The organism is Ruegeria sp. A3M17 (assembly GCF_003318255.1).
In the GTDB taxonomy this organism is placed as follows: Bacteria; Pseudomonadota; Alphaproteobacteria; order Rhodobacterales; family Rhodobacteraceae; genus Ruegeria.
Map to the genome: position 1 here is coordinate 231437 of NZ_QOCF01000035.1, position 15877 is coordinate 247313.

At 57.9% G+C, this 15877-nt stretch carries 17 protein-coding genes; 5 read left to right on the top strand and 12 right to left on the bottom strand.

What is annotated here, in order from left to right:
* Positions 1-115: 115 nt before the first annotated feature.
* The 9 genes from DS906_RS19650 to DS906_RS19690 form a co-directional block, all read right to left on the bottom strand.
* A complete protein-coding gene (locus tag DS906_RS19650) occupies positions 116-2569 on the bottom strand; it encodes an FAD-dependent oxidoreductase (RefSeq protein ID WP_113791742.1) in 2454 nt (817 codons plus the stop codon).
* A gap of 89 nt (positions 2570-2658) precedes the next feature.
* Positions 2659-3633 (bottom strand): GlxA family transcriptional regulator, encoded by a 975-nt coding sequence (locus tag DS906_RS19655; protein ID WP_113791743.1) that lies wholly within the window; start codon positions 3631-3633, stop codon positions 2659-2661.
* Between the two features lie 10 nt (positions 3634-3643).
* A complete protein-coding gene (locus tag DS906_RS19660; RefSeq protein WP_113791744.1) occupies positions 3644-4537 on the bottom strand; it encodes a homocysteine S-methyltransferase family protein in 894 nt (297 codons plus the stop codon).
* Between the two features lie 12 nt (positions 4538-4549).
* Positions 4550-5602 (bottom strand): zinc-binding dehydrogenase, encoded by a 1053-nt coding sequence (locus DS906_RS19665; RefSeq protein ID WP_113791745.1) that lies wholly within the window; start codon positions 5600-5602, stop codon positions 4550-4552.
* Positions 5603-5604: 2 nt separating this feature from the next.
* Positions 5605-6081 carry a cupin domain-containing protein gene (locus tag DS906_RS19670; RefSeq protein WP_113791746.1) on the bottom strand — a complete coding sequence of 159 codons (477 nt, stop codon included), beginning with the start codon at positions 6079-6081 and terminating at the stop codon, positions 5605-5607.
* Positions 6082-6099: 18 nt separating this feature from the next.
* Positions 6100-8550, bottom strand: a complete 2451-nt coding sequence (locus DS906_RS19675) for an FAD-dependent oxidoreductase (protein WP_113791747.1) — start codon at positions 8548-8550, stop codon at positions 6100-6102.
* Between the two features lie 15 nt (positions 8551-8565).
* The gene (locus tag DS906_RS19680) at positions 8566-8946 is read right to left on the bottom strand and encodes a GFA family protein (protein ID WP_113791748.1); all 381 of its coding nucleotides are present in this window, start codon (positions 8944-8946) and stop codon (positions 8566-8568) included.
* 4 nt (positions 8947-8950) lie between these two features.
* Positions 8951-9574: a LysE family translocator gene (locus DS906_RS19685; RefSeq protein ID WP_113791749.1), complete on the bottom strand. Its 624-nt coding sequence runs from the start codon at positions 9572-9574 to the stop codon at positions 8951-8953.
* Complete coding sequence (locus DS906_RS19690; RefSeq protein ID WP_113791750.1) at positions 9574-10143, bottom strand: helix-turn-helix domain-containing protein; 570 nt, start codon at positions 10141-10143, stop codon at positions 9574-9576. Before DS906_RS19690 ends, DS906_RS19685 begins: the two co-directional genes overlap by 1 nt.
* Before the next feature lie 18 nt (positions 10144-10161).
* Here DS906_RS19690 and DS906_RS19695 point away from each other — a divergent pair, with 18 nt between their 5' ends.
* Both DS906_RS19695 and DS906_RS19700 read left to right on the top strand, forming a co-directional pair.
* A complete protein-coding gene (locus DS906_RS19695) occupies positions 10162-10542 on the top strand; it encodes a DUF1294 domain-containing protein (RefSeq protein ID WP_233494853.1) in 381 nt (126 codons plus the stop codon).
* Positions 10543-10654: 112 nt separating this feature from the next.
* The gene (locus tag DS906_RS19700; RefSeq protein ID WP_058279764.1) at positions 10655-11044 is read left to right on the top strand and encodes an SHOCT domain-containing protein; all 390 of its coding nucleotides are present in this window, start codon (positions 10655-10657) and stop codon (positions 11042-11044) included.
* A gap of 50 nt (positions 11045-11094) precedes the next feature.
* Here the strand turns inward: DS906_RS19700 and DS906_RS19705 are convergent, their stop codons facing one another.
* Together DS906_RS19705 and DS906_RS19710 are read right to left on the bottom strand one after the other, a co-directional pair.
* The gene (locus DS906_RS19705; RefSeq protein ID WP_113791752.1) at positions 11095-11547 is read right to left on the bottom strand and encodes a GAF domain-containing protein; all 453 of its coding nucleotides are present in this window, start codon (positions 11545-11547) and stop codon (positions 11095-11097) included.
* Positions 11548-11598: 51 nt separating this feature from the next.
* Complete coding sequence (locus DS906_RS19710; RefSeq protein ID WP_113791753.1) at positions 11599-12771, bottom strand: acetyl-CoA C-acyltransferase; 1173 nt, start codon at positions 12769-12771, stop codon at positions 11599-11601.
* A 102-nt stretch (positions 12772-12873) separates the two neighbouring features.
* Here DS906_RS19710 and DS906_RS19715 point away from each other — a divergent pair, with 102 nt between their 5' ends.
* The 3 genes from DS906_RS19715 (at position 12874) to ggt (ending at position 15472) form a co-directional block, all read left to right on the top strand.
* A complete protein-coding gene (locus DS906_RS19715) occupies positions 12874-13212 on the top strand; it encodes an STAS domain-containing protein (protein WP_113791754.1) in 339 nt (112 codons plus the stop codon).
* 28 nt (positions 13213-13240) lie between these two features.
* A complete protein-coding gene (locus tag DS906_RS19720) occupies positions 13241-13684 on the top strand; it encodes an ATP-binding protein (protein WP_233494848.1) in 444 nt (147 codons plus the stop codon).
* A 210-nt stretch (positions 13685-13894) separates the two neighbouring features.
* The gene (ggt, locus tag DS906_RS19725) at positions 13895-15472 is read left to right on the top strand and encodes a gamma-glutamyltransferase (protein ID WP_113791756.1); all 1578 of its coding nucleotides are present in this window, start codon (positions 13895-13897) and stop codon (positions 15470-15472) included.
* Between the two features lie 34 nt (positions 15473-15506).
* Here the strand turns inward: ggt and hspQ are convergent, their stop codons facing one another.
* Positions 15507-15833 carry a heat shock protein HspQ gene (hspQ, locus tag DS906_RS19730; RefSeq protein ID WP_108861127.1) on the bottom strand — a complete coding sequence of 109 codons (327 nt, stop codon included), beginning with the start codon at positions 15831-15833 and terminating at the stop codon, positions 15507-15509.
* Between the last annotated feature and the right edge of the window lie 44 nt (positions 15834-15877).

A 15877-nucleotide genomic window follows, 5' to 3' on the forward strand; every position in this document is an offset into this window, starting at 1 on the left:
TACGGCTGTTCCGGAGGGTTTGGAAACTGCGAAAACCGTGAACGGTCGCATCAAGAAAATTGATATGTACCAATAAAACGGGGCGCCGAGGCGCCCCGTGTGTCGAACCTTGGCGTTAAACTTTAACGCGCTCGGATTTTGGGTCGTACATCGGCTTGAGCGACGCCTCGGCTTTGACTTTGACGCCGCACACATCAATCTCGTACGTCGAGGCCAACACGTCAGCGGCCTTTTCGCCTTCACAGGGCACATAACCCAGACCGATCGCGCCGCCCAGAGTGTGGCCATAGTTGCCCGAGGACAGATAGCCAACATACTCGCCGTCCCGGATGATCGGCTCGTTATGGAACAACAGCGGTTCCGGATCGGTCAGCTTGAACTGAACCAAACGGTTATGCGGTCCGCTTTCCTTGCGCGCGATCACCGCCTCGCGACCAATGAAGTCGCTGCCCTTGTCAACCTTGACGGCAAAGCCAAGACCGGCATCGACCACATGGTCCTCGCAAGTGATGTCGTGGCCGAAGTGGCGGAAGCCTTTTTCGATCCGGGCGCTGTCCATCATATGCATCCCGCACAGTTTTAGCCCCATATCCTGACCTGCTTCGTGCAGGGTTTCGAACACGTGACCTGCCATGTCAGACGAGACGTAGATTTCCCAGCCAAGCTCTCCCACATAGGTCACGCGGTGTGCTCGAGCCAGACCCATGCCAATCTCGATATCCTGCGCGGTGCCAAACGGATTGGTCGCGTTGGTGAAATCGTTGGGCGAGACCTTTTCAAGCAGCGTACGCGCATTTGGACCCATAATGGCCAGTACACCCTCACCCGCCGTGACATCGGTGATGACGACGTTAAAGTTGCCCGCATGGCGCTGCATCCAGGTCTGGTCAGCCAAACGGGTCGCTGCCGGAGTGACCACCATATATGCGATCTCGGTCAGGCGGGTGACGGTCACGTCCGCCTCAATCCCGCCTGCGCGATTAAGGAACTGAGTATAGACAATCTTGCCATTCGGGACCGAGTAATCGCTGCCACCGATATAGTTCATGAACGCTTCGGCATCAGGACCGTCGACGCGGATCTTGCCGAACGACGACATGTCGTACATGCCGACATTCTCGCGCACGGCTTTATGTTCGGCAGCCGAGTTCTCAAACCAGTTCTGGCGTTTCCAACTGTATTGGTATTCGCGCTCCTGCCCTTCGTTCGCGAACCAGTTGGCACGTTCCCAACCCGCCAACTCGCCCATGACCGCGCCCAGTTCCAGCAGGTGGTGGTGGAACGGGGTCCGACGCACGCCGCGCGCGGTGGCTTTTTGGCGATAGGGATAATGGTCAGCGTATAGCAGGCCTAGCGTCTCTTTCGAGCGCTCAAACAGGTACTGCTTATTGCCCTGGAACGGCTGCATCCGGCTGATGTCCACGTCTCCCAGATCGAACGGTTTTTCACCGCTGTCCATCCATTCGGCCAGCGCCATGCCAGCGCCACCGGCGGACTGGATGCCGATTGAGTTGAAGCCCGCCGCGACCCAGACATTGTCCATCTCAGGCGCGAGGCCCAGATGATAGGCGTCATCGGGGGTAAACGACTCGGGCCCATTGAAGAAGGTGTGAATACCCGCTTCGGCCAGCATCGGCATACGTTCACACGCAGCTTCGAGGATCGGTTCGAAATGGTCGAAATCCTCGGGCAGCTGGTCGAATTCAAAGGTGTCAGGAATACCGCCCATCGCCCAGGGCTTGGCATTCGGTTCAAATGCACCCAACAGGATTTTGCCTGCGTCCTCTTTGTAATACGCGCATTCATCAGGAACGCGCAGAACCGGCAACTGCGTCAGGCCCTCGATGTTTTCGGTGACGATGTAGAAGTGTTCGCAGGCATGAAGCGGGACGTTGGCGCCAGCCATACGGCCAACCTGATGCCCCCACATACCGGCGCAGTTCACCACCATGTCGCATTCGATGTGACCAGATGCGCTGCCGTCATCCGCGACCCAGTCAACGCCGGTCACCTTGCGGCCCTGCTTGACGATGTCAGTGACTTTTACGCGTTCTTTGACGATACCACCGCGTTGACGGGCCCCCTTGGCCAACGCCAAGGCGATGTTGGCCGGATCGCCTTGACCGTCCAACGGAAGGTATACGGCCCCTTTGACGCCTTCGAGGTTGATGTGGGGATACAGTTCCTGAACACGCTCATTCTCGATTTCTTCGACCTCGACGCCGAAAGCGCGCGCCATGGCTGCCTGACGGTAGATCTCTTCTTTGCGCTCTTCGGTTAGCGCAACAGTGATTGATCCGCAGCGTTTAAAGCCTGTGGCCACACCAGTTTCTTCCTCGAGCGAGCCATAAAGTTCCTGACTGTATTTCGCCAGTTTCGTCATGTTCGCCGTTGCGCGCAGCTGGGCGATCAGACCCGCCGCATGCCAGGTCGTGCCGCTGGTCAGCTGCTTACGCTCCAGCAGGACAACATCTTTCCAGCCTTTCTTGGTCAGATGATACGCCACCGAACATCCGATGACACCGCCACCGATGATGACAACACGGGCCTTGTTTGGAAGATCAGCCATTCTCATGATTCCGATTTATGAGTTTCCACCCAAAATGACATGGAAGAGCGACACAGAATGCACGAAAAACGTCAGTCCATTCGCAAAAATCAACGTTGTTTGAGTTGCCGTTTTTCGCGTCTCAGCACAAAGGGTGTCACGCCGAAAAAGCTTTTGTAGACCGACGAGAAACCGTTGGGAAACCCGCAGGCAAGACCAATTTCGCGAACGCTCATCGTTGTGTTCAGCAGCAAGTTATTGGCTTTTGCCAGCCGCATTTCGCGGTAAAAGCCATTGGGCGTGGTTCCGAAATAGTTCTTGAACTTCCGTTCCAGCGACCGGTTCGAGAGCATTAGCGCTTCGACGATTTCGTTAATCGGCAGCGGGTCTTCGATATTGGCCTGCATCACCTTGATGCACTGGTCCAGTTTGGCGTCACCCGTGGCGGTGGTTTTTGATCCGGAAAATGGCTGGAGCGACGAGAAGTCCCGGATGTTTTCGTGCAGCATGATGTCGGCCACCGTCATTCTGGTAGGCCCGGAAATGTGACGCCCGATCACCGCCAGCGCGACATCGATAGTCGCCTCCATCCCCGCGCAGGTCACCACGGCGCCCTGCTCCGTTGCAATCGACAGTTTGGCCTCGAACTGAGCCCGACGCTCACGCAGGAAGGAGGCGTTTTCCCAATGGGTCGACATGTCCTCGGTCCCCTGCTCGTCGATGTAGCGGCTTGCAGCTTCGGACAGTAAAAAAACCTGTGCACCGCGGAAAGTATAATCCGACACAACACGCCCCAGCGACAGATCAGGATGATCGGGGTCGGAATTTCCGATGACGAACAAGTAGTCCGCGTTGGGCTGCGACGGAATGCGGTCGGTCTGGATTGTTGCCTCGCTGCTGCTGGCGACCGGGCCACCCCTGAGAGAGCGATAAGCATAAGTGAATGGCGGACTCGGGCAAACGCGGTTGGCCAGCCGCAGCACCTCAACCAATGACGCCAGTTCCAGCAGCACATAGCCCGGCGCGACAACGATGTCGAAATGTCGCTGCGCGTTAGAAGCCGGGATGTTCGACGGCGATGGCATCACTTTCCTCTCAGACAATCCGGTGCCCGGCGGACCGCAATCGATCGGCAAGGACCTCAATGTGGTCCGGCCCGACTTCGCAGCATCCGCCAACAATCGTTGCCCCCTGCGCTACCCATTCCATGGCATGATCGGCATAAGCCTCGGGTCCAAGATCGTGGCGTTGTGTCAACACGTCGACAGTCGGCGCGTCTTTCAGAAAATCCTGTGCAATCCCGGTGAACCCGTTTGCATAGGCCCCAAATGGCCGCCCCATCGTGGCGATGACCTTCAGCGCAGCAGGAACGGCCTCGGGGCGGGAACAGTTTATCAGAACAGCGTCAGGGTTGAACCGATCCACAAGAGGCGCAATATCGGCAAGAAGTTCACCGGACCGCAGCCGTGTTCCGTCATCATCCATCACAGAAAGCGCCAGCCAGACCGGTTTGCCTGCCTCAGCCGTGCCGCGCAGGGCCCCTTCGGCCTCTTGCACCGAGGAAACGGTTTCGATCAGGAATAGGTCGACGTCATCGGACATGAGGGTAACCAACTCGGCAAACTTTTTGGCGGCGTCTTCCACATCAGGTTTCAGATCGGGGCGATAAGACGCCAGCAAAGGACCTAGCGCCCCGGCGACGCGCCCGGAACCGCCCGTGCGTGCGAGGTTCGCCTGGGTAACCGCAGCACGGACCAGGTCGGGCAGTTGATCCTCCATATCCAGACGCTCCAGTCGAGAACGATGGACCGCGTAGGTGTTGGTCGTTGCGACCGTCGCACCACGGCGGAAGTACTCGGCATGGACCTCCTCCACCAATTCAGGATGGTCGATCATCACGCGCGTCGACCACAGCGGCGTGGGTTTGTCCCCACTGCGTTTGACCAGTTCCTGCCCGATCGAGCCATCCAGAAGCGTGATATCCGCCATTTGCCAACCTCCCTACGGAATTAGAACGAGCTTTCCCGGCAGCGCCTTGGACTGAAAATCCTCTTGCGCCTTGGCGATGTCTTTTAGTGGATAGGTTTTGGCAACCAAAGGTTTGATGCGGCCTGCATTCATCATCTCGACAAGACGACCAAAGACTTCAAATGCCTGATGTGTGCAGCCATGAATCGTGATGTCGCGCAGGTAGATCTCGCGCAGGTCAGCCTGCACTATCGGTCCTGCGATTGCCCCGGAAACGGCATAATGACCGCCGGGTTTCAGGGCCAGAATCAGGCCGGGCCATGCCGGGCCTCCGACAACGTCGATCACGACGTCGAACATGTCCTTGGGCAGCGGCGCGTTGCGGTCAAAAGTGTCCACGGCCCCCTGCGCTTTGACCACCTCGGCCTTGGTTGAACCCGTAACGCCCCAAACTGTCGCCCCGCGCAGCGCCGCCAGTTGCACGGCGGCAAGGCCCACGCCACCCGAGGCACCGGTAATCAGCGCCTTATGCCCCGCGGTCACGCCAGCGCGGGTCAACAGATTTTCGGCTGTGCCAAATGCACAGGGGATGGCGGCGATTTCGACATCTGACAGGGGTGAGGTCGTCACGTCATACAGGTCGTCGGCCTGAACCAGACAGTACTGCGCAAACGCGCCGTCGATTTCATAGCCTAATGCGATAAAGCCAGTCGGATTGCCGGGACGCGGGCGTGGCAGGTTGATCGGGCCGGTCACCCGTTGCCCGGCCTGAAACCCGGTCTCTTGCCCTGCCAATTCGACTATCCCACACAGATCGCCACCCTGAATGCGCGGAAACGCCAACGCACCTCCCCAGCCTCCAGCATCAACATCCTGATCAACGGCGTCCGTTGCCCCGGTCACGTCCGAGGAATACCAGCCGACCCGTGTATTGATGTCCGTGTTGTTTACCGCTGCTGCCGCGACCCGAACCAGAACCTGCCCCGGTCCGGGCGTTAGGACCGGAATATCCTCGCGCCATTCCAGCGCTTCGGGACCGCCGTGGCGCGTCAGGTAAACGCCGGACATTTTCGTGGGCGTGGTCATCTTCAGACCCTGTCTTCCGGATGGGCTGGAACCGGCCCCATCGGCACAATGTCATAGCGCGCGTTCAACTCGGCCATTTTCGCCTCATCTGCAAAGTCTGCCTCAGTCATTGTCGCCAGTTCGGCCAGAAACCCGTCGAACCCCGAGGGCTGAAAGATCATCAGCATTCTGGCGGGCGCGCCATCGGCGACACGACACGCATGGGGTACTCCGGGCGGGACATGCATGGTTGTGCCCGGAGTACAGCGATGCCAGTCGCCATCAACGTAGAAATCCACCGCGCCTTCCAGAAAGTAGAAAGTCTCGGCGTGGGTATCATGGCGATGAAGGCCAAGCGCGAAGCTGGCCTTCAGATTGTCTTCCATGAGCGTGTATGCGCCATCGGTATCCTGACCAGACACCTTCACAAAGGTGTGGTCATTTTCCCAGTCATAGTTGGGACCCTCACCAGGTCCCAGTTTGGCGTATCGTTTGCTCATGGTGGTCTCCGTGAGAATTTAAGCGCGCAACCGCTCGTTCTCGGGATCCCAGAGCGGCTGATCCTGCTCTACCACGGCGCGGCACTTTTGGCCGTAGATTTCGACCTCAAGCTCGGTGCCGGGGTTGGCAAGCTCGGCCTTGACCATGCCCAGCGCGATGGACTTGCCGACGCGGTAACCCCATGCGCCCGATGTGGTCTCGCCCACGATCTCGCCGTTCTGCCAGATGCAGGACATGTAGGGCGCATCGCAGTCGCCGGCGTCCACGGTAATGGTGACAAAGGCCTTTTTTACGCCCTGCTGCTTTTCGTTCAGGATCGCGGCCTTGCCGGGGAAGTCCTGCGGCTTGTCCAGCTTGACGAAGCGTTCCAGCCCGCCTTCCAGCAGAGAGTAGTCGGTCGACAGGTCACCCTTCCATGCCCGGTAACCTTTTTCGATACGCAGAGAGTTCAGGGCGTACATCCCGAACGGCTTGGCACCAGCGTCGACGATTGCGTCATAGATCGCAGGCATATGCTCGTTCAGGGCATGCACTTCCCATCCCAGTTCACCGGCAAAGGAAACGCGGATCAGGTAGGCGGGCTGGCCTGCAACGGTGGCGGACTGGTGGGTCAGCCAACCAGTGGTCAGATCGGCATCCGTCAGGTTCGACAGGATCTCGCGCGAATTCGGGCCCGTGACGATCAGAGTGTCGCGTGTTGTTGTCACGTCCTCGATCGACACACTGGCAGGCATAGCATTCATCAGGATGTCCCGATCATGCCATTGCGCGGTGGCGGCAGTGATCATGACGAATTCGTCCTCGCCCAGACGGATACAGGACATCTCGGTCAGAATGCGGCCACGGTCGTCAGAGACATAGATGAGGTTCATCCTGCCGACCTTTGGCAGTCCTCCGGTTGCGAGGCCACGCAACGCCTCAGCGGCGCCTTCGCCCTTGACCATAAAGCGCGAGAAGCCTGGCAGATCCAGCACTCCACAATCATCTCGCACGGCCTCGCATTCTTCTTGGATCCGCTGCTCCCATGGGCCGGATCGGCCCCAGGTATGGGTGGCATCAAGCGATGTGTCGTCGCCCGGCATTGCGAACCAATTGGCCCGCTCCCATCCGTTATAGGCACCCATTACGCCGCCCAGCGCTTTGACCTTGTCATGCACCGGCGACAGTTTCTTGTCGCGTGCGGCAGGCCATTCATGATGGGGGAAGTGCATGGCGTATTCGTTGCCATAAACTTCCAGACCTTTCTGGTTGCAGTAGTCCTGATCTGTGTAATCGGTGTAGCGGCGCGGATCGACGGCCCACATGTCCCACTCGGTCGCGCCATCGACGATCCATTCGGCCAGCACCTTGCCTGCACCACCGCCCTGCGCGATGCCGAAGGTGAATGTGTGTGCCTCGAACGCGTTTTTCACACCTGGCATTGGGCCGATCAGCGGCAGGCCATCCGGTGCATATGGGATCGGGCCATTGATTACACGGCCAACGCCCGAGGTTGCCATCAGCGGAACCCGCTCCATCGCATCGGTAACGATGTCTTCGATGCGGTCCAGATCGTCATTCCACAGCTGGAACGAGAAATCCTCGGGCATAGCGTCGTCTTCGGTCATCCAATGGCCCTTGCAGTTAGGCTCATACGGTCCAAGGTTGAAGCCATTCTTTTCCTGCCGCAGGTAGTACGAGATATCCACGTCACGCAGCAGCGGCAGCTTCTTACCACCGTTCGCTTTGGACCATTCTTCAATTTCTGGAACTTCGTCCGTCAGCAAATACTGATGGCTCATGACCATCGCCGGAACGGTGCGGCCGCCAAAGGGCTTGAACCACTCGCCGACGCGTTGCGCGTAATATCCGGCCGCATTCACTACGTAATCACAGGCGATATCGCCCTTGTCGGTGTGGACGGTCCATGTGCCATCGGCGTGCTGAGTTACGCCAGTTGCCGGGCAGAACCGAATGATCTTCTGACCCATGTCACGGGCACCTTTGGCCAGCGCCTGTGTCAGTTGGGCCGGATCAATGTCGCCATCTGTCGGGTCGAACAAAACGCCTTCAAGATCGTGCGTTTCCAGAAACGGATAGCGCTCTTTAGCTTCTTCAGGCGTCCACATCTCCATCGGGATGCCTTGATAACGCCCCATCGCCATGGCGTGTTCGAACTCTTGCATCCGCTCTTTGCTATGCGCCAGACGGATCGAGCCTGAAACGTGGTAGTTCATCGGATAGTCGACCTCTTCGCCCAAGCGCGAATACAGCTCGGTCGAGTACCGCTGCATATTCATGATCGCCCATGAATTCGAGAAGGTCGGAACGTTACCAGCCGCGTGCCATGTCGAGCCTGCGGTCAATTCGTTCTTTTCCAGCAGCACACAATCAGTCCAGCCCTTCTTGGCCAGATGATACAGCGAGGAGGCCCCCACCACACCGCCACCGATAACAACCACGCGGGCTTTTGTCGGAAAATCACTCATGCGTTTTGATCCCTGTTACTGTGCCCGTTGGGGCAGATCGTCTGTGATGTCGTAATAATCGCCCTTGTCGGCCACAAAGATGTGCCGGGCGAGCTGAAGTCCGGTGGGCGTATCGAAGGCCCCCATGGAAATCGAAATCGTGTCCTCGTCATTGTGTTGCCAGAACAGGAATGAGCCACATGCGCTGCAAAAACCCCGGCGCGCGGTGTCCGAGGTACGGAACCACGTAAGCGTATCGCTTGCGGTAAAGCTCAAGTTATCCTGATGCGTCCAAGTCGAAGACCAAACATGGCCGGATTGCTTGCGGCATTGACCACAATGGCAGGCCGAGGGAGGCGACAGTTCTCCGTCAATCCGGAACGTGACAGCGCCGCAGAGGCAGGAACCAGTTTGCATATATTTACCCCTTTGCTGTGGGCGTGGAGCTAGTCCCCAGCAACACGCCATAGATAATGAAACAGGCGGCCATGACACGGCGCACCCATGTGTTGAACACAGCGCCCAGCGCCGCTTTACCCATCAAAGCGCCCATCAGGGTGAACCCGGTATAGCTGAGCGTGGTGATGATCAGCGCCGTGGGCATGATGACGACCATCTGCTGCCAGATCGGCACATCTGGTTGCACAAACTGCGAAAAGGCGGCGAGATACCCTGCCACACTTTTAGGATTGATCGTCGCGACCGCCAGTGCGTGTAGATACACGTGACGCGCGGGGCGTTCGGTAATTGGCACCGGGCGGGATGCATTCATCCATCCGCGAACCCCAACCCAGATCAGGAACGCTGCCCCCACCACTTTGGCGATGAAAAACCCGGTTGGGGAGGCTGTGATCAACGCGGTCACACCCAGCGCTGACAGGATCAAAAACGCACTGGCCTGCGTCAGGATCGCCAACACACCCAGCATCGCTTTGGGAAACGGCAGGCTCATCCCGTTCGAGATGCAGTTTGCCGCATTCGGACCCGGAGTGGTGACGAACACCACCCAGAACAATGCGAATATGGTCCAGGCCTCGAAACTCATCAGTACACCGGCGGGGCGATCACCCAGATGGCCACGGCGGGCTCATCGTAAGGGTTCGACCATTGATAAGGTTGGTGTTTAATCCGAAAGCTGTCGCCCGGACCCATAAAAAACCGACGGTCTCCGATCGTCAAATCCAGCCGGCCCGACACCATGTACCCGACCTCCTGCGTCGGTCGGTTGGCGGGCGTTTGCATTTTTGAGCGTGGTTTGAACGTCGAGTGCACCATCTCGAAATCATCGGTCAGGTCGGGCGAAAGCAGCTCTTCGATCAACCCTTCCTCGCCCGAGCCCATTGGGCGGCGCGATCCGGCACGCACGACATAACCCTGTTCGTCCGCAGGTGCCGAAGAGTGCGCGAACAGCATAGACATCGGAACGCCCAAACATTCGGCGATCTCGCGAAGGTCCGAAATTGATGGATCCGACATGTCACGCTCGACCTGGCTCAACCAACCGACAGAGCGGCCAAGGCGCGCTGCAATCTCGCTCAGCGTCAGCCCGCGCGCTTTGCGCAATGCGCGAAGGTCGGCTCCGAGTGTGGCACTGTGCGGGGCTTGGCTGTTCACTGAACGCTCCGAAATTTGGTGAAATTTTCTCCTCGTTTTTCACGATGCATTGATTCCGTGAAAAAACCAAGAATTTTTTCACTTGGGTCCACGGCATTGTTTGGATATCCGTCAACCATGTGGATTGCGGTGGTTTATCTGTGGGTCGTCAACACCCTGACTTTGCTTGCCTTTGGCTGGGATAAGCTGCGGGCAAGACGGCGGAAAAGGCGTATCCCGGAACGAAAATTATTGTGGTTGGCGGCGCTGGGCGGCAGTCCAGGCGCATTGCTGGGGCGGTGGATTTTCAGACACAAAACCCGCAAGCGGCTGTTTTCATACTACATCTTTGGGATTTTCGGCGCACAGGCTGTGCTGGCCTATCTTCTGGCGGCCTTGGAATTGCCCAGCCTGGTCTAGCGCGAAAATTCCATCAGGGATTAGGTGCTAACCATTTGGGAAACTGTCTGCTACACTCCCATTCTATCTGAATATGATTATTCTTACGCATTCGCAAAGGGTTGAATGACAAATGGACAACGGTATCGGCTTTTTCGACATAGTCTGGTCAATCTTCTGGCTGTTCCTGATGGTGGCCTGGTTCTGGGTGATGATTTCGGTTGTGGCCGATGTCTTCCGCTCCAAGGACCTGAGCGGCGGTGGAAAGGCAGTCTGGATCGCCTTTGTCATCCTGATTCCATGGATGGGCGTTCTGGCCTACCTGATCGTCCGCGGCGACAAGATGCACCAACACAATGCCGAGGCTATGAGCCAGATCGAACAGGCGCAAAAGGACTATATCCGCTCGGTGGCCACCGTATCTGCTGCGGATGAGCTGGAACGGCTTGCTGCGCTCAAGGAAAAAGGCGTTCTGACGGATGAGGAATTTGCGGCGCAGAAAGCCAAGCTTCTGAGCACCTGATAGGAAGCACACTCTAATCAAAATGGCCGGGGGTACGCCCCCGGCCATTTTTACTTGGCGAATACGCCGGCTAGAATTTCGCTCAGTTTCCTTTCGTCTTGTTCATTGAACGCGTTGGGTTGATCACTGTCGATATCGAACACCGCAATGACGTCACCGGCGGCGTTGTGCACAGGCAGCACCACCTCGGATCTGGTCGAAGATGCGCAGGCGATATGGCCCGGAAACGCATCCACATCCGGCACCAACTGTACCTCGCCCGTACGGGCGGCAGCGCCACAGACACCGCGGTCGAACGGGATGACCAGACAGCCGTGCCCACCTTGATAAGGTCCAATCTTCAAAAGCCCCGGCTCGGTGACACGGTAGAAACCTGTCCAGTCAAATCGATCATCGGAATGATGCACCTCGCACGCGACCGTGGCCATCAGGGCCACATTGTCGGTTTCACCCTCGGTCAGTGCGGCGATGGTCTTGGCAAGTGTATCGTAATCAGCTGTCATGTCGGAACTCGTGGCAGGTTTGCACCGGAGTATTTGGAAAAAGGTGAAGCGTCAAACGCGTTCGATGGCTATCGCCGTGCCTTCGCCGCCGCCGATGCAGATCGCCGCCACCCCGCGTTTCAGGTTTCGCTTTTCCAACGCGTTCAGCAGCGTGACCATAATCCGCGCACCCGACGCACCGATCGGATGCCCAAGTGCGCAAGCCCCGCCGTTCACGTTGACGATATCGCGGGGCAGACCCATCTCGTGCATGAACGCCATCGGCACGACCGCAAAGGCTTCGTTAACCTCCCACAGATCGACATCTTCCTTCGACCAGCCGATGTTGGTCAGCAGTTTCTGGGCGGCCGGTACTGGTGCCGTCGTGAACAGTCCCGGCGCTTGCGCGTGACTGGCATGGCCGACTATACGGGCACGAACGGTCAGTCCCTGCGCTTGGGCTGCGTTCTCGGATGCCAGCACCAATGCGGCGGCACCATCCGATATCGAAGAAGAGTTGGCCGCCGTGACAGTGCCATCCTTTCGAAACGCTGGCTTGAGCGTCGGGATTTTCTCAGGCCGCGCCGATAATGGCTGTTCATCCGTGGCCTGCGTGACCTCACTCTTGCGGGTGCGGACCGTAACCGGCGTGATTTCATCCGCGAATGCGCCGTTTTCCTGTGCGGCCAGCGCATTTGACAATGAACGCAGCGCATATTCGTCCTGCGCTTCACGTGTAAACTGATAGGCTTCGGCACAGTCTTCGGCGAATGTGCCCATCAGGCGACCTTTGTCATAGGCGTCCTCGAGCCCGTCCAGGAACATATGATCCATTGCCTGCGTATGACCCAATCGCGCGCCTTCGCGCATTTTGGGTAAAAGGTATGGCGCGTTCGTCATGCTCTCCATCCCGCCTGCGATCATTGTATCGGCATGCCCTAAAGCGATCTGGTCATAGGCCATCATGGCCGCTTTCATGCCCGATCCGCACATTTTGTTCAGCGTTGTGGCGGGAACGTCTTCGCCCAACCCTGCCGCAAAACCGGCCTGGCGCGCGGGCGCCTGCCCCTGCCCGGCCGGCAAAACACATCCCATAAGGACTTCGTCAACGGTTTCAGTACCGGCCCCTTGCAACGCTGCCCTGATGGCGTCGCCGCCCAGATCGGCCGCTGTCACGGTATCGAACATCCCCTGAAACCCACCCATCGGGGTCCGCGCCGCGCCGGCGATAACGACTTGCTTCATCTGGATGCTCCTTCGCTTTTCTACTGAGATGGATACCGAATGGTAAGAATTGCCGTCTAGCGTATTTCTACGAGTGATTATCAGTTTAGAGAACCCGCGCGCATGGCCCTGACCAGTAAGATAACAGACACGACGCAGATCATTACCGTGCATTCGGACCGGATTGATGCTGCAATGGCCATTCAGTTCAAGGAAGACATGCGCAATGAGGCCGAAGGTGGCGCGCCGCGTGTGGTCCTGGATCTGACGGGGGTGGAATTCATCGACTCTAGTGGCCTTGGGGCTATCGTCGCGTCGATGAAACAACTGGGCAGTGACCGCAGGTTGGATTTGGCCGGGTTGCACCCGTTTGTCGAAAAAGTGTTTCGGCTGACCCGCATGGATACGGTTTTCAACCTCTATCCTACCCTGGACGACGCTCTGGCACCGTCGGCGGAATGACTTCACGAATTGAATAGGCGCGATGTCGATGGGGAACGGGAACTGCTTGGATCTGAGCTTTGCTGCAACCGAAACCGAAGCCAGTGTTGGCATCGCCCAGCTAAGCAAAGGGCTGGAGGCGCAGGGTCTACCGCCACACAAGGCGAGCGACGTGAAAATCGCTCTGGCCGAGGCGATCAACAATGTGGTCGAGCATGCCTATGCGGGCGTCACTCCGGCCAAGGTCCGGGTGCATTGTCGCCTGCACCAAAACTGGCTGGACATTTTGATCTCTGACACCGGGACTCCCTTGCCTGGATTTCGCGTGCCCCACGGTGTGCCCGCGCCTTTGGGATCGACACTCGACGAGTTGCCCGAAGGCGGGTTTGGCTGGTTCCTGATCCACGAACTGACCAGCGACATTCGCTATGAACATCGGAACGGCTGCAACCGGTTGTCCTTGCGGTTTGACTTTCCCAACCCGACCGCCTGACCCAAAATCGTCACATAAAGGCCCTGATCGCACCATTGCCGCGCCGCAAACAAAGGGCAAAAAGGTATCCGTAGCTCAGATAGCTTCCCTCGGCGCCTCGTGTCACAGCCCCCACCCAGTGAACGGCGCCGAGGATCTTCTCCTTGATGTGACTAGACAATCTCTGACCACGCTTTACCTTCGGCGCGGTCAAAGGGAGAAGGCAAAGCTATGCGGGATTTTCACACTCCAGGTCGGTCCGAAGTTTTGGCAACCGAAGGAATGTGCGCCACATCACATCCTCTGGCCGCGCAGGCTGCGGTGAGTATTCTCCAACAAGGCGGCAATGCCATGGACGCCGCCATCGCAGGTGCCGTGCTGCTGGGTATTTGTGAACCGCAGATGACTGGGATCGGCGGTGATTGCTTTGTTCTGTTCAATCGCGCGGGCGAAGATCAAATTCGGGCTCTGAACGGGTCTGGCCGTGCGCCAGCAGCGGCGGATACCGATCGGTTGCGGGCCGAGGGGCTGGATTCAGTGCCATTAAACACGCCCGACGCCGTGACCATTCCCGGTGCAGTTGATGCGTTTTGCCATTTGGCAGAATCCGAAGGAAAGCTTGGGCTGGACGCAATTCTACAGCCAGCCATACACTATGCCGAGGTGGGTGTCCCGGTTGCACCCCGCGTCGCCGTTGATTGGAAAACGGGGGCTGCCACGTTACAGGGCGCCGCGCGCAGGCACTACCTGACTGACGGCGAAGCGCCAAAAACAGGTCAGGTCTTTCGCGCGCCAGGGCAAGCCGAGGTTTTGCGCCAGATTGCGCGCAATGGCCGTGATGCTTTTTATTCCGGTGAAATTGCACAGGATATGATTGACGCCCTGACGGCATTGGGTGGTGTTCACACGGCCGAGGATTTTCTGGCCACGCAATGCACAGAAACCCAACCCGTCAGCGGAAACTACAACGGCATCGATCTTGTCGAACACCCGCCCAACGGCCAAGGTGCGACTGCAATCCTGCTTTTGAACATCCTAAAGAACTTCGATCTGGCCGGTCTTGACCCATTTGGCCCAGAACTCATCCATCTTGAGGCCGAGGCCTCAAAACTCGCCTATGACGCGCGCAATCGGTTCATTGCGGACCCCGATCACACAACCCACGCTGAACGCTTCCTCGACCAGAGCGTGGCGGATAAGCTGGCCGCGTTGATTGACCCCAAGCGCGCCATGCCAGCGGCGGCCCCACTAACCGAGTCCATTCACAAGGACACGGTCTATATCACGGTTGTTGACCGGGATCGGATGGCCGTTTCGCTGATCTACTCCATATTTCACAGCTTCGGATCTGGCATCGCATCGAAAAAATACGGGATTTTGCTGCAAAACCGCGGCTCAGGCTTCAACCTGAGCGCCGGTCACCCAAACGAGCTTGGCCCGGGCAAACGCCCGATGCACACGATCATTCCCGGTATGCTTAAACGGGAAGGACGCGTGCTCATGCCATTTGGCGTGATGGGCGGCGCTTTTCAACCAACTGGCCACGCACGCCTATTGTCCAACCTCACGGATCATGGGTTGGGTTTGCAGGCCTCTGTGGACGCCCCGCGCGCCTTTGCAGACGGCGGCGTTCTGAAACTTGAACGCGGAATTCCGCCCAGCACATCTCAACAATTGAGCGATTTTGGGCACAACGTTCAGGTTCCAGAAACGCCACTTGGCGGGGCGCAAGCAATCCGAATCCGCACAGATGGTGTTCTGGAAGGCGCAAGCGACCCCAGAAAAGACGGTTGTGCGTTAGGTTATTGACCACCAGGGCGCGCAATCTGGCGCACCAAATCACTTAGTTCAAATTAAAGTGCAGCGGGTACGCGCCATTCTCGAAAGGACCGAACATGTCAGGAATATCAGGATGCTCAACCGGTTCCCCCGATTGGTCCGCAACCAGATTTTGTTCTGAAACATAAGCCACATAGAAGGATTGATCGTTTTCTGCGAGCAGATGGTAAAACGGCTGATCCTTGATGGGGCGGCTGTCCTCGGGAATGGCCTGATACCACTCTTCTGTGTTGGAAAATTCCGGGTCCACGTCAAAAATCACCCCTCGAAAGGGATGCTTTTTATGGCGGACCACCTGTCCCAGGCGGTACTTGGCATTTGTCTTCAGCATTATCTCAGCCCCCAGAGAACTTTCTACCTCTTTCCGGGCCGGAA